We start from the raw sequence: 18,726 nt of genomic DNA, 5'->3' as shown, positions 1-18,726 counted from the left end.
TTTATAAGTTTACCTTCGTATTATGAAAAGCCCAATAGCTCCGGACGCCATCACCCATGGCCCCGGCTCCCGCGACATCGAACTCGCCTCTAACTTCCGCATCACCATCCACCGGTTGGTCAAACTCCTCCGCCGCCAAACCCGCAACGACGCGCAACTCTCTCTTACCGAACGCTCTACGCTTGGTCTCCTTTATCCCGACGCCCAATTGGCGCCCTCCGACATCGCCCGCACCGAAAAGGTGACCACCCAGTCGATGTCCCAGGTGATCAATCATCTCGCCGAGCTGAGCTATATCGAAAAGACTCCCTCCGGCGAAGACAAGCGCAAAGTGCTTCTTTCCCTGACAGCGGCCGGTAAAGCCTATGTCGAACAGATCAGGCAGGATAAACAGGAATGGCTGGCCCGGGCCATGCAGGAAAAACTAACTCCGGCAGAAAAGGACACCCTCGCCGCCGCTTTGAACATCTTAACAAAACTCATCGATGAATAGGCTCACCGCTTTCCGCGCCATGCACAGCAGAAACTACCGGTTGTATTTCTATGGCCAGTCTGTTTCTCTCATCGGCACCTGGATGCAGCGCACGGCCGTCAGCTGGGTTGTCTACACCCTCACGCATTCCAGCTTCATGCTGGGGCTCTCGCTTTTCTGCACCCAATTTCCTTCGTTTCTGCTCTCGACAGCCGGTGGCGTTGTGTCCGACCGATATGATCGCTTCCGCGTCCTTCTTTTCACCCAGGCAGCCTCCGGTGTTCAGTCCTTACTGCTCGCCATCCTCATCTTCACAGGACATTACAATGTTTGGGTTATCCTCGGGCTGGGCGTCGTCCTCGGCTCAATCAACGCATTCGACGTCCCCGCCCGCCAGGCTATGGTCTACGATATGGTTGATGACAAGGAAAACCTGCCAAACGCTCTTGCCCTCAACTCGACGATGGTCAACCTTGCCCGGCTTGTCGGTCCGGCCATTGCCGGCTTCATCCTGCACAAACTGGGCGATGGCGTCTGCTTCGCCCTCAACGCCGCCAGCTTCATCGCTGTTATCATCTCGCTGTTGCGGATGAAACTGCCGCCCTATGTCCGCAAGATCCATAAAAAAGCACCCCTCACGGAGTTGAAGGACGGCTGGCACTACCTTCGGAATACCCCGTCCATCGCCCGCGTCATTCTTATGCTCGCCGCGATGAGCCTCTTCGTCATCCCCTACGCGACCCTCCTGCCCATCTATGCAAAGGTCATCTTCCACGGGAATGCCGCCACCTTCGGCGTCATCGACAGCTTCATCGGCCTTGGCGCCATCAGCGGCGCCCTCTATCTTGCCTCGCGCACCAAGAATACGACGGCCAGCCGTAAAAAGATCTTGCGTACCAACACCATCATCTTTGGTGTCGGCCTCATCTGTTTCTCCTATACCAGCTATTTTCCCCTCGCGATGCTTTTTGCCGTCGTCGCCGGCTTCGGCATGATGGCGCAGACAACGATAACCAACACCATTATTCAAACCACCGTTGCACCTGAAATGCGTGGCCGCGTCATCAGTTATTTTGCCATGTCTTATTTTGGCATGATGCCACTCGGAAGCCTTCTTGTCGGGACTGTATCCCAATACGCCGGCGCACAAAACACTGTCCTGGGCGAAGGCCTTGTCGCCCTCGTCGTCGTCGCCATCTATTGGAAATACCTCACCACGGCGGCAAGAGACCATGCAAAAACCGCCGCTGAAAGAACATCTGCCACTGTCAAACAAATCAATACTGATACAACATGGAAAAAAACAGCCAGGCTCTAGCCACCGCACTGCTCGTGATGGACATCCAATCCCCCACGATGACGATGGTGGGTGAAAATGCGTCCGCACTCATCGCCACCCTCAAACAAGCCATTGCCGCCGCCCGCAAATCCGGTATCCCGGTGTTTTATGTCGTCGTCGGCTTTCGCAAAGGCTATCCCGAGTTGAGCCCGTATAGCAAGATGGCCCCTACTATCAAAAGTGGCGCTTTAGGTAACTTGGAAGATCCTACCGTCGACCCGGCGCTCGGACTCCAGCCGGAAGACATCGTCATTACAAAACGCCGCCTCGGCGCCTTCTCCGGCAGCGACCTCGACGTCCTGCTGCGCGCCAATCGCATCTATAACCTCGTCCTCGCCGGCATCGCCACCAGCGGCGTCGTACTATCTACGTATACCGAAGCCATTGACAAGGACTATCTCGTCACCATTCTGTCCGATGGCTGCGCCGACCGTGACCCCGAAGTGCATAATGTCCTGCTGGGCAAGGTCTTCCCCCGCCGGGCCGACGTCCTCACCACCGAACAATGGATCGCCGGTCTCAACAAATAACCTCAATCTTTTTTGTACCTTTGCTAGCTCAAAAAAGACCCGGGCCGGAGGCCCGGGTCCACCCAAAAGATTGAATGAAGATTTTTCCCGAATCGGCCCTGCTGCAACTCGAATTCGACAAAGTAAAGGCGCTCCTGGCTGAACACTGCAACACGGAATACGCCCGGTCTATGGCCGAAGATCTCCGCATCCATACCCGCCGGGATTTCATCGAGCTCGAACTGCGGCAGTCCCACGAATTCAAGCTCCTGCTGCAGAACGGACAGTATTTTCCCAATGATCATACGCTCAACCTCGCACGCGAACTAAAGCTGCTCTCCATCCCCGGCGCCGTTCTCTCCGGCGAACAATTCCTCCAGGTGCGCCGCCTCGCCGAAAGCATGGATTCCATCTTCCGCTGGTTCGACTCCGAAAGAAGAATTGCCTACCCGGCACTGACAAAAGTCATTGAGAACACCCATTACGAAAAAGCTATCGTAAAAGCCATCGACGAGATACTCGATGAATCGGGCACCGTCCGCGACACCGCGTCCCAGGACCTCGCCGACATCCGCCTCAGCCTCTACCGCAAGCGCAACGAACTCCGCCGCGTCTTCGACCGCATACTCAGCAAGCTCGGCAAGGCCGGCTATGTTGCCGACATTGAAGAATCCTTCCTCAACGGCCGCCGCGTCGTGGCCATCTTTGCCGAACACAAACGGCAGGTCAAAGGCATCCTTCACGGCGAAAGTGACACCCGCCGGACAAGTTTCGTAGAACCCGAAGAGACCATCGAACTCAACAACGAGGTCTTCTCCCTCGAACACGCCGAAAGCAAGGAGGTCAACCGTATACTGCGCGAACTCACTGCCCGCCTCTCCGGCTATGCCCCCCTGTTACAGGTGTGGCACGACATTCTTGGGGAATACGACTTCATCCGCGCAAAAGCCCGCCTCGCCATCGACATGAACGGTAATTTCCCCCAACTGCTGGATAAGTCCCATGTCGGCCTGAGACAGGCCTACCATCCGCTATTGCTGCTGTACAATCGCAAGAACAATAAACCCACCATCCCCACCGACATCACCCTTAATGACAAAGATCGGCTCCTCGTCATTTCGGGGCCCAACGCCGGTGGAAAGACCGTGACGCTAAAGACCGTAGGCCTCCTGCAGCTGATGCTCCAGAGCGGCCTGCTCGTCCCCGTCCACCCCGACAGCGAGATGGGCATCTTCAAACAGCTGATGATCCACATCGGGGACACCCAAAGCATCGAATTCGAACTCAGCACCTACAGCTCCCATCTCAAGAATATGAAGTATTTCATGGAGAATGCCAATGGCAGGACCCTCTTCTTCATCGACGAGCTGGGCAGTGGTTCCGACCCCAACCTCGGCGGCGCCTTTGCCGAAGTGATATTGGAAGAACTCGTCCGTAAGCACGCCTTTGGCATCGTCACTACACACTATCTCAACCTAAAGGTCATGGCCGGCAAAACAGCCGGTATCATCAACGGCGCCATGGCCTTCGACGAAACAAATCTCCTGCCGCTCTACAAACTCACCGTCGGCAAACCCGGCAGCTCTTATACCTTCTCCATCGCCGAACGCATCGGCCTTGAACCCCGGCTCATCCAACGCGCCCGCACACTTGTTGACGAAGACCACTTCCGTCTCGACAAACTGTTAAACGCCACCGAGCAGGACCTCCGCGATCTCGAGAAGAAAGAAAAAGACCTCAACCGCCTTCTCAGGGAGAACGAAAAACTGAAGAAGGAAATGGAGGCGCTCATCCATCGTGAACGCCACGAGCAACAGGTCGAATTGCTCAAACACCAGAACAAGATCACCGAAGAACGCATCGCCTATCTTAGGGAGATGGAGCGTAAGCTCCGGCAAATAGTCCTCGACTGGCGCAAGGCCGAAGACAAGAACGAGGTCATCAAACAAATGCAGGCCCTTCTCTTCAAACAAAAGGAAAAACAGGTCAACGAAAAGGTGCGGAAGAAATTCGACGCTAAATACACCGAGGTCGGCGGCAGCGTGGAATTAGGCAACAAGGTCATGATGAAAAAGAACCACCAGGTCGGCACCGTAAAAGAGATCCGTGGTAAAAAAGCCATCGTGCAGGTAGGCCTCGTCCCCATCACCGTCGAACTCGCCGATCTCACCGTCGTCCAGGACAAACCCCAGGAGGCCCTGGACGACTAGCAGTCGTCCGGCCGAAGGCCCGACATTAGCCCGGCCGGCTAACCCTAACCCTCAATGCCTATGCACCCACGTATACGGAATATTCGTGAACTTCCCGTTGCTGATATTCACCGTGTCTACCTTGAACCCACCCAGTCCGGCAGTCGTATCGACCGTGATCACAGCGGCAGTAAAACTAAAGGTTCCTGAAACTTTCTTGGTGGTCGCACTCGAAGCGGTGACCGTCGCCGACCCGCTCTCCGCAATGCCCTGGTGCTGCCATACCGAGTCGTCGTGGATCTTGATCTTGTCAGCCAGGAAACTAAACTCCGCGCCCGGCCAGGGATACCCAACTACATATTGATGGACGCCGATGCTGCTGTCGGTGGCCGTCGTCACCGAAGTATCGTGTAATAGGACAACGATCTGTGTGTCTGCGCTAAAGCCGCTGATGGTCATCGTCTTGCCGCCCGGGTGGTCGTCCGAACCGAGCAATACCGCGGCTACGGAATCCGCATTCCAGTTTGTCCCGGCAATGGTGGCCGAAAAAATAGCCGTTGAGTCGGAGGTTGCTGTCAGGCCCTTATTAACAGATTTTTGACAAGAAAGGCAAAGGCAGAGAAAAACGACAGGGCACAATAAGGCCACCCAGCCAGATGGTCTGGTTTTCATAAAACGCTTTTTTTAAATGTGAAAAATGGTTAAGATAGCTACTCTTCTTTACTGTACGGAATCACGGCCGGAATGGTTGCCGGACAGAAAATTGGCATTAGCTTTGCCTTCATATTATCATCTAAATCTCAAAGCGTATGAAAAAACTACTGTTAGCAGGAGCCGTCTTCATAGCAACTGCTCTCGTAAACCACACACAGGCCCAGGTTTCATTATCCGTCAACATCGGCGCCCAGCCTTCCTGGGGCCCCACAGGCTACGATCATGTGGAATATTATTATATTCCCGACATCCAGTGTTATTATTATGTTCCCGATCATCAATTCATCTATCAACGGGAAGGGCACTGGACATTCTCCCGCGAGCTGCCTCCCCAATATCGGGGCTACGACCTCTATCACTGCCACAAGGTAGTCTGCAACGAGCCGCAACCTTACCTGCACTATGACGAACATCGCCGCGATTATGATCATTTCCGCGGCGAACACGATCAGCAGGAGGTCATCCGCAACAACCATGACGATCGTTATCAGGATCACTGGCACGACCAGCACGAAGCCGACGAAGAATGGCGCCACCACGATAATGGCCACCACTACGGCCACGATCGTCACTAAAGAAATAGAGGCCCCGCCAAAAGCTGGGCCTCATCATTTAAGGTTTCACGACAACGATCTTTTTACTCCCAACACTCACCCCTTCATGCATCACCTGCAGAAGATAGGTCCCCGCCGCTATCCCCTCATCCAACACAAAATAATGTTCACCGGCTCCACTCACCTCCTGGCTCTTCACCAGCCGCCCACGCAGATCAAAGAGATGTAGCACCGTCTTCTCCCCGGCCTTGGCCGGCAGATAAACATAAAAGCCCATTCTCGCCGGATTCGGGAAGACCCGGATGCTCTCCGCACCCGCCGCAGCCTCGATCGTCGCTATTGAAAATACACCGGTCCGGGCCTGGCCGACAACCGCCATTGTATAACGACCTTCTACAACCGACACATCACCAGCCGCCATCCTGTCCCATCCCTTTCCGTCTTCGTAACGAACAATCCCTGCATGGCTCCTGTCAAATCCGGGAAGCTCATCACCGGCATCCCAATCCGCGATCATCACCAGGTCGTTCGTTCCGGTTGTAAGCTCCTTCAGCTCCCAACTGACGTTCACCGCTGCACTTGTCAGGGGAATACCGCTCTCGCCATTAGATAATATCCCCGGCATCGCCCTCAACCCGATATCATGTATTGTGCCCGCTTGTGAAAGAGTTAGTGGATTATACCGGTCACCGGAGCCCCCCACCGGGAAAGTAAAAGCGGCATGTCCCAGCGCTCTCCTGATCAACATTCCCTGCCCGTTGGTGATAAGGTAGTGGTCCTTATCATAGCCGGCGATGACTGCCCCGGCATCGAGAAAAAGGTTCGCTGCGTTGAGGCTCATGCTGCCTGTGCTGAGAACGAGCCGGTTGCCAATATGGACATCGCCTTCCAGAGAAGCGCCCGCTTTATTGTCCAATTGAAGAGTAGGGATGAGGAAACCATTCATATTCACCTGTTGCAGCGACACTCCCTTTAACAGTACGGTGCCCGGCCCGAGAATGTCCGCCTTCGAATCGATGTTCCCCTGCACGGTGAGGATCGCTCCGTCGGCTACATAAAGAATACCCCTGTCCTGCACCTGCAATTGCGCCCGGCCCGTGGTCCCTGCAAACAGCGCCAGCACGATAAAAAATTTTCTTTGCATAACCAGCCGTTATTGGTGATGAATGAATTGATCGATGAGCCGCCGTTGCTCCGCGACTATTTTTTTCAGCTCTTCGATTTGCTGCTGCTGCTCCTGGATGGCCTTCACCATCGGCATGATAAAGGCTTCATAGCTGAGGCTGTAGTGGTCTGTAGCGCTCTTGGGCTTCTCGACCCCCGTAAATTCATACCCTGCATCCTCCGCAGCCTTCTCTACTTCCTGGGCGATAAAGCCTGTACGCCGCAGGGCCATAGCCTGGTCATAACCGGTGTAGCGGGCAAAGGTCCCGCCCTTCGACTGCTCGGCGAATTTCCTGACATCGAACTGGTAGCTGACGGGCCGCAGCCGGAGGATGAAATCCAGTCCCTTGATATCTTGCTTTATATTGAACTTGAACCGGCCATCCGACGGCGTCGTCGGTAACACCTGTCCTTCTATGACGGTTACGCTGCTGTTGCCAATGCGCACCTTATTCGAAGCATCCACCAATGCGCCTGCGCCGAGGGCCGTGGCGTTGGTGAGGTTTTCCGCTGTCACATCCGCACCCGACCCGACGGCTGTATTGTTGGTGCCCGAGACATTGGTCCCCAGGGCGTAGTAACCCAAGGCGGAGTTGTTGTTCCCGGTGCTGTTTATACCTATCGCATTGTACCCGACAGCGGCATTGTTGCTGCCTGTGCTGTTGCTCACCAGCGCCGTAATACCAACACCGACATTGGAATTGCCCGTCGTGCTGTTGGCAAGGGCGCCACCGACCGAACAGTTGTAAGAGCCTGTTGTGTTGGCATAGAGGCCCCATGCCCCCAGGGCCGTATTGTACGATCCGCTGGTATTATTGAACATCGCCTTCGTGCCCAGGGCCGTGTTCTGGGTATTGCCGCCGCTTTCCGTGAACAAAGCCGAATCTCCGATGGCGATCTCGTCAGCGCTTCCCAGATTTTTTTGCAGCGCCCCGGTGCCGATGGAAATGTTGTTGTAACCCGTCTGGTTGGTCATCAACGCCTGGTGGCCGATGGCGATGTTGTTATTCCCGGTGGTATTGCCATAAGCGGCCGACCGGCCGATGCCGATATTATAATTACCTTGGGAGTTCCAGTTCAGTGCCTGTACCCCCACCGCGGTATTATTCGAACCCGAGGAATTGATATTTAGGGAATTCAGGCCAACGGCTGTGTTGCTGACACCTGAAGTGTTGTTCTGCAGCGCCTGAACGCCAAAGGCCGTGTTCAGCGAACCGTAAGTATTTTGGAGCATTGCTTGCCAGCCGGTGGCAGTGTTATAGTACCCGCTCGAATTGTTCAAGAGGGCCCGGACGCCGGTAGCCGTATTGTAGACACCATAGGTTACCACATTCATCGCCTGGTATCCATATGCTGTATTGCCGGCGCCGGCAGCGGTATCATACTTGCCCGCGCCGTAGCCAAAGAAGGTGGATTGGCTCACTGAATCCAGTTGCCCCGCCCATTGGTTGTTGATCCGCAGCCGGAGAGCATTGTTGTCCGTAGTTCCGAGAAAATTGATAGCTGGCACGATCCCCGCGTTGCCGCCCACCAGCCACGGGTCAGTGAGCGATGAGTTTATGATTATGGCCGGCGTCCCGAAGGTTCCATTAGCCCGCAATACCTGCGTGCTGTCGCCGGTAAATCGCAGGCTGAATACCGTGCCGTCGGCATTATGCCGCAACAACCCGCTATCCTTGCCATTGGACAAAGTATCTACACGGAGTCCGCCGGCTACATGTAATTTTTGAAGGGGGTGAGTCGTACCGATACCGACATTCTGAGCTTGCATCCGCAGGGTGACCGATAGGCATAGCACGGCCACCAGAAAAGGGGTCTTTTTCATTGAAGAAGGTTGAGGGGTTAAAAATTTGTTGCCCGGAAGTTCGTTGCAACAGGTGCAAGTTACGGGCATAGCCTCGCCCGCACCATACCACAATGTGGTGAATTTTTTCCCCCCTGACCTCTTACTGCATCGTCCCGCTGATCGCTACCTTCTTCTTCCCGTAATCGAAACTGCTCTCATCATCTATCGATACTGCCTGGCCATCAAAATGACAGGTCATCGTCTCCGTATGCGGACTCTCGATATAGCGAAGCACCAGCTCCAGCGTATTCTCGTCCTTCCAGTGATAACTACCGGCCGTCATCACCGCAGGCATCCCCACAAAATGATGCTGCGCCCCATATAATAAATTCGGCCCCAGCCTCGTCGTCGACGTCCGCAACCACTTCCCATCGCCAAACGGAAAAGAGTATTCTGCCGAATCCCCCTTCACCGTCACCTGCCAGGAATTGTCGTCCTGTAATCGAAATCCGATGGCCGTCATCCTCTTTTCATTCGTCTGCAACGTATAGGTCTTCCCGTTGATGTTAAAATCCGCCCCTGTGGCCGCACCCTTCCTCGGCGGCAACGCCAGTGACGCAAGTAGTTGTTTCAACTTCCCATCCGCATCCGCGTCATCCTTCAACGACCAGTTCACCATCGGTGGTAAAAGATATTGCCATACCAGGTTGATCTCATCCTGCATATCCGGCGTCTCTGCCGTGATCGCAACCACCGCATCCTGGTCAGGCAGCATAATAATGAACTGCCCAAACGCCCCGTCGGCCCGCACCCCGTTATGCCGGCATCGCCACATCTGGTAACAGTAACCTTGCACCCAGTCTCCGTCGTTGTCCGAAGGCGACGGGATGCCCGGGTTCTGCAGTATCTTCGCCGTCGTAGCCTCCTTCACCCATTCCCTCGGCAGTATCTGCTTGCCCTTCCACCGCCCGCCCTGCAAATACAACAACCCGAACTTTGCCATATCCTCTGTCTTCAGCCGCAACCCCCAGCCCCCCGTGCTTACGCCCTGCGGGCTTGTCTCCCAATCCTCACCCGTGATACCCAGCGGATCGAACAGGCGCGGCCGCAGATAATCCAGCACGGTCTGCCCCGTCACCTTCTGCACCACCGCGGACAACATATATGTCCCCGTGGAATTGTACAAAAACTTGGCCCCCGGCTTATTCAAGATCGGCGTGGCCATAAATGTCTTGGCCCAGTCGCCCGTGCCCACCACTTGGTGGGTTGGGTCGGGGTCCTGTCCGTCGGACATTATCAATGCGTCTTTCACCGTTAGTTCGGCAAGAAAGGGCGGCACCGGGTTGGGCAGCTCCTCAGGCGGGAAGAACGAAATGACTTTGTCGGTGAGTTTCAGTTTTTTTTCGGTCAACGCAAGGCCTACCGCCGCCGCCGTAAAGCTCTTGCTCGTCGAATACAACGTATGTTTCAGGTTGGATGCATACGGGTTCCACCAACCCTCCGCGATCACCTTCCCATGCCGGACAAACATAAAACTGTGGAACTCTGTCTTGCTTTTCCCCGCTGCCTGGATAAAATCCATGATGGCCTGTGCGGGCACTCCCTCTTTTTCCGGTGTGCTCCGGGGTAGCGGATCTATCTGGGCGGCAGCGCTTAACCCAAAAAACAACAACAAAACCCATCCTTGTCTTATGATATTAAAAGCAATCATATCGTGTGATTTTTCAATCAATTTAATCGGTAAGTTTGATGCAAACAAATTCCATGCGTTTTTATTTGCTCCTGGCCCTTTTCTTCACAACCGCGGGCCTCTCTGCCCAGATCACCGATTCTACCCAAAAAATGATCCCTGGTCGCAGCAACAGCCCCGAACAGGAGCAAAAACCCTATGTCATCTTCATCTCCGCTGATGGTTTCCGCTACGATCTCGCCGATAAATACCAGGCCACCCGTCTCCAGGCTCTCCGCGCAAAAGGCGTACAGGCTACGGCGATGACCCCTTCCTATCCATCCGTCACCTTTCCCAATCACTATAGTCTTGCCACCGGTCTCTATCCCTCGCATCACGGCCTCGTCGACAACACCTTTTTCGATATGCAAAAGGGTAGGGGTTATACCATCAGGGATCGCGCCGCTGTCGAAGACCCCTACTTTTATGGCGGCACGCCCATCTGGGTTCTTGCCGAACAGCAGCAGATGTTGACGGCTTCCTTCTTTTGGGTCGGTTCCGAAACCGCCATCGACGACATTCGCCCCACCTACTACTATCGCTTCAACGACAGAATATCCATCGACACCCGCCTGCAGGCCGTTAAGGACTGGCTCACCCTTCCCGAAGCGCAGCGTCCCCATCTCATCACCTTCTATCTCTCCTGGGTAGACCATGCCGAACACCTTCACGGACCCAATTCAGCCGAAGCTGAAGAAGCTGTACACCAGGTCGACAACGCTATCGATCGACTCACCCGGATCGTCGATTCTCTCCACCTTCCCGTAAACTATGTCTTCGTCTCCGACCATGGCATGGCGCAGGTGGATACTACCCACGGCATCACGCCGCCCGCGATCGACACGTCGAAATTCATCGTTTCCTACGGCGGCACGATGATCCATCTCTATGCAAAGGATAAAAAGGACATCGCTCCAACCTACGCCGCCCTCAAGGCCACGGCGAAAGACTACTACGTCTATCTGCCCAATGAAACGCCCGCTTACTGGCACTACAGGGAAAAAGACGACCACTATCATCGCATCGGCGACGTCCTGCTGGTCGCGCACTTTCCCCTTATCTTCCATTCCGGCGGCCACATGATAGCCGGCGAACATGGCTATGACAATGCTATCCCCGACATGGGCGCCACCTTCTACGCCTGGGGACCGGCCTTCCGCCAGGGCATGGCTATCAGCCCCTTTGAGAACGTCAACGTCTATCCGCTGATCGCGCACATCCTTGGACTAAAGATCACCCAGCCCATCGACGGCTCGCTAAAAGTGCTCAGCAACACACTCAGTAAATAAGTAACGCTATGGAACCATCCGGCAACATTCTGGCCATCGACATTGGCGGGTCACATATAAAAGGCACCATCCTAAACTCCGGGGGCGAACAACAGACGGAATATAAAAAATTCCTCACGCCTCCACATGTCAACGCCACTGGGGTCATCGACATCATCCAACAACTCGTAAAGGATATGCCTGGCTTCGAAAAAGTGTCGGTTGGCTTCCCGGGTTATGTGCGCAACGGCATTGTATACACCGCGCCAAACCTTTTCACCAGCAACTGGAAGGAGGTCCCCCTGGGGCAACTGATCAGCAACACGCTGCAGAAACCCGTCCGGCTCGTCAACGACGCCGATCAGCTCGGCCTCGGGGTGGTCAGCGGTAAAGGCCTCGAACTCGCCGTGACCCTCGGCACCGGATTCGGCTCCGCCGTGATCTTCAACGGGCAGCTGCTCCCGCATCTCGAAATCGCCCATCACCCGCTGAGCAAAGGCCGCGATTATGACGTGTACATCGGCGCAAAAGCGCTCGAAGAAGAAGGAAAGAAAAAGTGGAACCAGCGGATGTCAAAAGTCCTCAACGTATTAAAAACCGTATTCAATTACGACCGACTCTACATCGGCGGCGGCAGCGTCGGCAAACTGGATATCCCGCTCGAACCCAATATCCACATCTTCTCCAATCTTGATGGGATAAAGGGGGGCGCCCGGCTCTGGGCGATGGAGGAAGGGTATTATATTACCACCAACCATCCCGCCGGTGTTATTCTACCGCAATAGAATATGCCTCCCCGTTGACCCCCAGGTGATTCGCTGCCCCGTTCTTCCAATAGGTGACATAACTCGTGCCATTGACGTCCTCCGACCCGGCCACATATACATCCCCATGGAATACGGTAATGTAGTTAGCATTGCTGCCCCGCGATCCAAGGCCAAGGGTGACCCTGGCGCCATTCTTCCAGTAGGTGGCGTAAGAGGTGTTGTTGCTGTCCACATACCCCGCTACATAGACGTCATTGCCGGTTACATAAATAGAATTGGCCCTCGAAAAGCTGCCCGGTTGGCTGAGCCGGGTTACTTCTCCATTCTTCCAGTATAGAGACTGGTTCTGTGAGGCGCCATCGATAGCCCCCGAAACATAAACATCCGTCCCGGCGACAGATATACCCGTTGTCTCCGGATAGCTGATAACCCGACCCCCGCTGCTCTCAACCAGTCCTTTAGTGAGATTCACCGGTACGCCATTCTTCCAATACCTCGCAAATTGATAGGTGGAATCCAGCCCCTGTACAAATTCATTACTTCCTCCGGCGACATACACGTCGCTCCCCGAAATAGCAAGCCCGCTGACATATTCTGCATAGAGCCTTTCCCCGTTGCCATGAACCACTCCGGGACCGAGAGCGTTGCCGGGCAGATTCATCGGGATCCCATTCTTCCAGACCGTGACTATATAACCCGTTGGCGGATACAGGGCGGTGGGGGTTGTGTAAGGAGTATGGGAGTTTTGCGGATAATAGGTCGTTCCGGCCACATACACGTCGCCCCCCGACACTGCCACGGCGAAGGCGCTGGCATTACCCGTTGTATCCGGCAGATGGGTGATTACCCCGTCCTTCCAGTAGAAAGCCCCGGTCGAACTTCCGGATATCACCGCGTTCCCGGCAACATAGATGTCAAACCCATTTATGGCCATCGAGCGCACAACTCCCGGCCCTGTGTTCGCGGGAAGCGGCAGCGGTATTGCAGTGCCATTTATCCAGTACTGGGTCGTGATATCGGTCTTTCCCAACACAAAAATCTCAGCAGGGTTGGGAAGCAGTGGAGAAGAGGAGGGATTGTGCTTTTTACAGGCCGCGGACAAAAGGATGAAAAAGAACAAAACGGCGTACAAGGCGGAAGCTGATCGGCAGGGCATAAAAAGGAATTAGGTTTAATAAATTTACCCGATCTCAAACCAATCAGATAATCGCTACGATTATAAATGGATTAAAGCTTCGCCGGTTAAAGGGATACCTATAGCTGCTTTATAAAGGTTGCACTGTCCTGAAAGGTCTCCCACTGCATCTCGACAAAGAAGTTCTTCACCCCACCCGTCTTAGCCGCGTGAAAGAACGCCGCCCAATCAATAACCCCTTTGCCGATGGGAACTTCCTTCTTGTCCGCCGTCCAGTCCGACAGATGCGAAGAGATGAATCGGCCGGGATATTTCTCGAAATAGGTCTCTGCCTTATAACCAAGATTGATCACCTCCGTCTGGAATTGCATCTTCACCAGCGATGGATCGAAGGTTTGCATCAGCGCATCATAGATCAGTGATCCGTCAAGCGTGGCAAATTCGAATTCATGATTATGAAAACCGGCTTGCATACCCGCTGACTTGATTGTCGAAGCCGCCTTGTTCAGTTTGTCCGCGGCATCGGTATAATCTTTCAACGTACTTCCCTTCGGCAGCCAGAATGTGGAGCAGATCATCTGGCTCAACCCAAGCTGATGGGCAAACTCGATAGTCTTGTCTATCTTGTCAGGCGCCAGTTCGCCAAACCCAAAATGACAGCTCGGACATTGGAGCCCTGCGTCGTTTATCACCGAGCGAATCTCTTGTGGTGATTTATCCTTCAAAAATCCAAACCCTATCTCGGCATAGCCCGCAGGCGAACACATCTCTACCAGCCGGTAACCAAACCCGGCCATCGTCTTTAGCGTACCGGCAAAATCTTTCCCAAGCCGATCTCTGATCGGAAACGTCTGAAAGCCGAGTGGAATATCCATTGCCGCCGTCTGAGCTTTCACCCATTCCGGCAATTGTGCAATGCCGATTGCAGCACCAAGCGCCACCGCGCCCTGGCCAATAAATTTTCTGCGGGTTGTCTTTTTCATAATTACAGCGGTATCGTTAATGTCACTAAATATACTACATTCGCCTCCATTTTTGATTCATCACTCTTGACAATACGAAATCATGAGCAACCACAGCCCCGAGCAAAATTTTAGCTCCCTACATCTGACCCTTCCTCCTGCCCCTGCTCCCATGGGCGTATACAAACCCTGTCTCATCGATGGCAAATATTTATATGTATCCGGTCATGGTCCCCTGCGTGAGGACAAGACGCTCATCACCGGCCGTGTCGGTAAAGACCTCGATGCCGAGCAGGGCAAACTGGCCGCCCGTCAGGTAGGCCTCGCTATTCTCGCTACGGTGAAAGGACAGCTCGGCAGCCTCGACAAAGTAAAACGCGTCATCAAAACTCTCGGCATGGTAGGTTGTACACCTGATTTCGAACGGCATCCTTACGTCATCAATGGCTGCAGTGAACTCTTTGCGCAAGTGTGGGGCCCGGACAATGGGGTAGGGGTGCGCAGTGCCGTCGGCATGGGCTCCCTCCCCGGCAATATTCCGGTGGAGATCGAAGTGGTTTTTGAACTACATTAGCATAATGGACTGGTACAAACTGACAAATCCCGAATCGTTCGATACTCCCGCGCTGGTCGTATTCCCCGACAGGGTAAAGGAGAATATCCGCCTCGCCATCGAAAAGGTCGGTGATCCCTCACGCCTGCGGCCACATGTCAAGACGTATAAGAACCCCGACCTCACCCGTCTTTTGCTGGCCGCCGGTATCACCCGGTTCAAATGCGCCACCATCGCAGAAGCGGAAATGCTGGCCCTGGAAGGTGCGCCCGACGTGTTGCTCGCTTATCAGCCCATCGGCCCGAAGGCCCAACGCCTGGCGGCACTGATAAAAAAATACCCCGCCACTGCCTTCTCCTGTCTCATCGACAACTCCGCTGCCGCCGCCGCCATGGCGCAGACTTTTGCTGCCGCCGGCATCAACGTACCGGTATATCTGGATATCAATGTCGGGATGGATCGCACCGGCATCGCACCCGGCGACGAAGCGCTCCAACTCTACAACACGGCAGCCCGGCTCGATGGCATCACCCCTGTCGGCCTCCATGCCTATGATGGCCATATCCGCGACACCGATCTTGCCGAACGCACGCGCAAATGCGACGAAGCCTTTGATTTGATCACCAGGTTAAATCAAAGGCTTGGCCTCATCGTCATCGCCGGCGGCTCACCCACCTTTCCCATCCATGCCCGTCGCGCAGCCGCCATCCAATGCAGCCCCGGAACATTTGTCTACTGGGACAAAGGCTACGGGGACAGCTTTCCCGACCAGCCCTTTCTGCACGCCGCCCTCGTCGTCACCCGTATCATATCCCTGCGTGGCGACACCCGGCTCTGTCTCGACCTCGGCCATAAATCTATCGCCCCCGAGAACGAACTCTCCCGCCGTGTTTTTTTCATCAACGGTCCGGGACTAAAGCCCGTCGGCCAAAGCGAAGAACATCTCGTCGTCGAAGCGGGCGTTGGCCATGGTTATTCCATCGGCGACGTCTTTTATGGGGTGCCCTACCATGTCTGCCCGACTATCGCGCTCTATGACCGTGCGTTCACCGTCGAAGCAGGCCACGTCACCGGCTCCTGGAAAAATATCGCTCGCGACCGTAGCCTCACCGTCTGACCCCCCGCAACCCACCCAGCCATTCCTACGGTTCGTCCCAAAAAACCCCGGGTTCGCCGACTTTAACTACTTTCCCGGTTTTGCCCTGATTATCTTGGTTTTTGTTTCGACCCAAAAACAATTTTGTTCGAAATCTGTTTAATTTTGTTAATTCAACCAACTCAACTCTCTAAGCGGACCAAGGGTCCGCTGGCCGAAGGCCCATCATTAAACCGTGCACCGGAGATGGGTTAATTTTCGGGATAAACCATCTCCGGCGCACAATTCAACCATTTAAAACATTCTCCAACATGGAAGTAAAAGAAGCGGCCGGGCGTTTAGGCGTCCTGCTCCCCGGGATGGGTGCCGTGGCGACTACCCTCATCGCGGGGGTGGAAGCCATTAAGAAAGGCAGTGCTCAACCCATCGGTTCCATCACCCAAATGGGCCACATCCACCTGGATCGTAAGAATAATGGTGACAACTACCCCCGTATCAAAGATTTCGTTCCCCTTGCCAGGTTGGAAGACATCGTCTTCGGTGGCTGGGATGTATATGAAGATAATGTATATGAAGCCGCCAGCCGTGCCAAGGTCCTCGAACCCGGCACCCTGTTGGCCCTCCGCAGCGAACTGGAAGCCATTAAACCCATGAAAGCCGTTTTCGACAAGTCCTACATACAGAACCTCGACGGTACGCATACCAAACAGGGGGCTACAAAAATGGCGCTGGCAAAGGCCCTCATGGACGACATCATCAGCTTCCGGGATACCCGCGGCTGCGATCGTCTCGTCATGGTCTGGTGTGGCAGCACGGAAAAATATACCGAAGTGGCCGATGTGCACGAGTCCCTTGCCGCCTTCGAAAAAGGCCTGAAAGAGAATGATCCGCGCATTGCCCCCAGCATGATCTACGCCTATGCTGCCCTCAAATTGGGCGTACCCTTCCTCAATGGTGCACCCAACCTGACGGTGGATATACCCGCTTTGGTCGAATTGGCCGCCCAGACCCGGACACCCATCGGCGGCAAGGACTTCAAAACCGGTCAGACCCTGATGAAGACCATCCTGGCCCCCGGCCTACAGGCCCGCGCCCTCGGTGTAAAAGGCTGGTTCTCTACCAATATCCTCGGCAACAGGGACGGGTATGTCCTCGACCAGCCGGACAACTTCCGTACAAAGGAAGTCTCCAAGCTCAGCGTCCTCGAAGACATCCTGAGGCCCGACCTCAGCCCCGAACTCTACAACGACCTCTATCATAAAATCCGCATAGAATACTATCCCCCCCACCGCGATAACAAGGAAAGCTGGGATAATATCGACATCTTCGGCTGGCTCGGTTATTCCATGCAGATAAAGATCAATTTTCTCTGTCGTGACTCCATCCTGGCCGCTCCCCTCGTGCTCGATCTCGCCCTCTTTGGCGACCTCGCAAAAAGGGCCGGCCTCAGCGGGGTACAGGAATGGCTGTCCTTTTATTTTAAATCACCTCAAACCGCACCCGGCTTCCGGCCCGAGCATGACATCTTCAAGCAATTGACCGTCCTGCAAAATGCCCTCCGTAAGCTGATGGGTGAAGAGTTGGTGAATCCGGAAGGTCTCACCTACGCGGAAGAAGAAATTACGGCCTGATGGGGTTGGTCCATAGACTCATTTCCACTTGCCTGGGAATAGGCTATACTCCAAAAGGCGGAGGATCACTGGCCGCTGCCCTCTGTTGTATAGTCTGGTATTTTGCCTGGCCAGGTGGAAATGAACATTTTAGAAATGGAGTATTCCAGGTGCTGGTCACAGCCTTCATCCTGGTCATCGGGGCCTGGAGCGCTGGAAAAATGGAAAGGGAATGGGGGGAAGACAGCTACCGGATTGTCATAGATGAAATAGCCGGCATGAGTCTGACCCTCTGTTTCGTACCCCATCGCTGGCAATATATGGTGATAGGCTTTCTGCTTTTTAGATTTTTTGACATTGCGAAGCCATTAGGCATCCGAAAGATGGAAGGATTGGGCGGCGGCTGGGGCGTCATGATGGACGATATGCTGGCAGGAGTATACTCCAGCCTGCTGCTTCAGATAGTCGTATTGATCAAGCCATGGTAGTTATGATTACGTTCACGAAAGCACAGATATCGTCCCTTTTGGCCACCGGAGTCGACTTCCTGGTAACCTTCCTGCTGATCAGGCTGGCAGGTGTACCCATCGTAGCCGGTGGTGCAACGGGAACCATCTGCGGCGGTGTAACCCATTTCATGGTCAGCCGCAATTGGGTATTCAACGCACAGGAAGGCAAATGGGCGGCACAACTCAACCGGTATGTGCTGGTCTGGATCGGCAACTTCCTACTCAACGTATCCGGCCTTTGGCTGATCACCCATTACACCGGGATCACAGGGATGCTTGCCAAGGTTATCGTCGCCGTGACGGTAGCCGTTTGTTATAACTATGTACTACAGAAGAGATTTGTTTTTAAATAATAGCAAGGATGATACAG

The 18,726-nt window shown here is 54.4% G+C and carries 18 protein-coding genes; 12 read left to right on the top strand and 6 right to left on the bottom strand.

Features of this window, described 5'->3' with window-relative positions; genetic code table 11:
- The first annotated feature begins 22 nt into the window (after nucleotides 1-22).
- The 4 genes from IEY39_RS10475 to IEY39_RS10460 all read left to right on the top strand — a co-directional run bounded on the left by IEY39_RS10475 (nucleotide 23) and on the right by IEY39_RS10460 (nucleotide 4,530).
- On the top strand, nucleotides 23-493 hold the full coding sequence (locus tag IEY39_RS10475) for a MarR family winged helix-turn-helix transcriptional regulator (protein WP_188931192.1): 471 nt from the start codon (nucleotides 23-25) through the stop codon (nucleotides 491-493).
- Nucleotides 486-1,790 (top strand): MFS transporter, encoded by a 1,305-nt coding sequence (locus tag IEY39_RS10470; protein ID WP_188931190.1) that lies wholly within the window; start codon nucleotides 486-488, stop codon nucleotides 1,788-1,790. The genes IEY39_RS10475 and IEY39_RS10470 overlap by 8 nt, the downstream gene beginning before the upstream one ends.
- On the top strand, nucleotides 1,766-2,341 hold the full coding sequence (locus IEY39_RS10465; protein ID WP_188931188.1) for a cysteine hydrolase family protein: 576 nt from the start codon (nucleotides 1,766-1,768) through the stop codon (nucleotides 2,339-2,341). The genes IEY39_RS10470 and IEY39_RS10465 overlap by 25 nt, the downstream gene beginning before the upstream one ends.
- A 74-nt stretch (nucleotides 2,342-2,415) precedes the next feature.
- A complete protein-coding gene (locus IEY39_RS10460; RefSeq protein WP_188931186.1) occupies nucleotides 2,416-4,530 on the top strand; it encodes an endonuclease MutS2 in 2,115 nt (704 codons plus the stop codon).
- 51 nt (nucleotides 4,531-4,581) lie between these two features.
- Here the strand turns inward: IEY39_RS10460 and IEY39_RS10455 are convergent, their stop codons facing one another.
- A complete protein-coding gene (locus tag IEY39_RS10455) occupies nucleotides 4,582-5,181 on the bottom strand; it encodes a DUF6252 domain-containing protein (protein WP_188931184.1) in 600 nt (199 codons plus the stop codon).
- A 137-nt stretch (nucleotides 5,182-5,318) separates the two neighbouring features.
- Between IEY39_RS10455 and IEY39_RS10450 the strand changes: the two genes are divergently transcribed.
- On the top strand, nucleotides 5,319-5,798 hold the full coding sequence (locus IEY39_RS10450; RefSeq protein ID WP_188931182.1) for a hypothetical protein: 480 nt from the start codon (nucleotides 5,319-5,321) through the stop codon (nucleotides 5,796-5,798).
- 37 nt (nucleotides 5,799-5,835) lie between these two features.
- On the opposite strand, the gene IEY39_RS10445 is transcribed toward IEY39_RS10450, so the two are convergent.
- The 3 genes from IEY39_RS10445 to IEY39_RS10435 all read right to left on the bottom strand — a co-directional run bounded on the left by IEY39_RS10445 (nucleotide 5,836) and on the right by IEY39_RS10435 (nucleotide 10,438).
- Complete coding sequence (locus IEY39_RS10445; protein ID WP_188931180.1) at nucleotides 5,836-6,921, bottom strand: T9SS type A sorting domain-containing protein; 1,086 nt, start codon at nucleotides 6,919-6,921, stop codon at nucleotides 5,836-5,838.
- 9 nt (nucleotides 6,922-6,930) lie between these two features.
- A complete protein-coding gene (locus IEY39_RS10440; RefSeq protein WP_188931178.1) occupies nucleotides 6,931-8,766 on the bottom strand; it encodes a tail fiber domain-containing protein in 1,836 nt (611 codons plus the stop codon).
- A gap of 121 nt (nucleotides 8,767-8,887) precedes the next feature.
- Nucleotides 8,888-10,438, bottom strand: a complete 1,551-nt coding sequence (locus IEY39_RS10435) for a serine hydrolase domain-containing protein (protein ID WP_188931176.1) — start codon at nucleotides 10,436-10,438, stop codon at nucleotides 8,888-8,890.
- Nucleotides 10,439-10,491: 53 nt separating this feature from the next.
- On the opposite strand from IEY39_RS10435, the gene IEY39_RS10430 reads away from it, so the two are divergent.
- Both IEY39_RS10430 and IEY39_RS10425 read left to right on the top strand, forming a co-directional pair.
- Nucleotides 10,492-11,745, top strand: a complete 1,254-nt coding sequence (locus tag IEY39_RS10430; RefSeq protein ID WP_188931174.1) for an alkaline phosphatase family protein — start codon at nucleotides 10,492-10,494, stop codon at nucleotides 11,743-11,745.
- An 8-nt stretch (nucleotides 11,746-11,753) separates the two neighbouring features.
- Nucleotides 11,754-12,509: an ROK family protein gene (locus IEY39_RS10425; protein ID WP_188931172.1), complete on the top strand. Its 756-nt coding sequence runs from the start codon at nucleotides 11,754-11,756 to the stop codon at nucleotides 12,507-12,509.
- On the opposite strand, the gene IEY39_RS10420 is transcribed toward IEY39_RS10425, so the two are convergent.
- Together IEY39_RS10420 and IEY39_RS10415 are read right to left on the bottom strand one after the other, a co-directional pair.
- Entirely contained in the window at nucleotides 12,493-13,647 is a 1,155-nt protein-coding gene (locus IEY39_RS10420) for an NHL repeat-containing protein (RefSeq protein WP_188931170.1), read from the bottom strand. The two genes, IEY39_RS10425 and IEY39_RS10420, sit on opposite strands and share 17 nt — an antisense overlap.
- Nucleotides 13,648-13,745: 98 nt before the next feature.
- Nucleotides 13,746-14,609: a sugar phosphate isomerase/epimerase family protein gene (locus tag IEY39_RS10415; protein ID WP_188931168.1), complete on the bottom strand. Its 864-nt coding sequence runs from the start codon at nucleotides 14,607-14,609 to the stop codon at nucleotides 13,746-13,748.
- 82 nt (nucleotides 14,610-14,691) lie between these two features.
- Here IEY39_RS10415 and IEY39_RS10410 point away from each other — a divergent pair, with 82 nt between their 5' ends.
- The 5 genes from IEY39_RS10410 (at nucleotide 14,692) to IEY39_RS10390 (ending at nucleotide 18,709) form a co-directional block, all read left to right on the top strand.
- Entirely contained in the window at nucleotides 14,692-15,162 is a 471-nt protein-coding gene (locus IEY39_RS10410) for a RidA family protein (RefSeq protein ID WP_188931166.1), read from the top strand.
- A gap of 4 nt (nucleotides 15,163-15,166) precedes the next feature.
- Nucleotides 15,167-16,258 carry a D-TA family PLP-dependent enzyme gene (locus tag IEY39_RS10405; protein WP_188931164.1) on the top strand — a complete coding sequence of 364 codons (1,092 nt, stop codon included), beginning with the start codon at nucleotides 15,167-15,169 and terminating at the stop codon, nucleotides 16,256-16,258.
- Between the two features lie 290 nt (nucleotides 16,259-16,548).
- Nucleotides 16,549-17,868 (top strand): inositol-3-phosphate synthase, encoded by a 1,320-nt coding sequence (locus IEY39_RS10400; protein WP_188931162.1) that lies wholly within the window; start codon nucleotides 16,549-16,551, stop codon nucleotides 17,866-17,868.
- Nucleotides 17,868-18,335 carry a phosphatidylglycerophosphatase A family protein gene (locus IEY39_RS10395; protein WP_188931160.1) on the top strand — a complete coding sequence of 156 codons (468 nt, stop codon included), beginning with the start codon at nucleotides 17,868-17,870 and terminating at the stop codon, nucleotides 18,333-18,335. The genes IEY39_RS10400 and IEY39_RS10395 overlap by 1 nt, the downstream gene beginning before the upstream one ends.
- Before the next feature lie 2 nt (nucleotides 18,336-18,337).
- On the top strand, nucleotides 18,338-18,709 hold the full coding sequence (locus tag IEY39_RS10390) for a GtrA family protein (protein WP_188931158.1): 372 nt from the start codon (nucleotides 18,338-18,340) through the stop codon (nucleotides 18,707-18,709).
- Nucleotides 18,710-18,726: the final 17 nt, after the last annotated feature.

It is taken from the genome of Puia dinghuensis, from assembly GCF_014642875.1.
Classification (GTDB): domain Bacteria; phylum Bacteroidota; class Bacteroidia; order Chitinophagales; family Chitinophagaceae; genus Puia; species Puia dinghuensis.
Note: the sequence above shows the minus strand (reverse complement) of the source record. Positions and strands in the feature narration are given on the sequence as shown.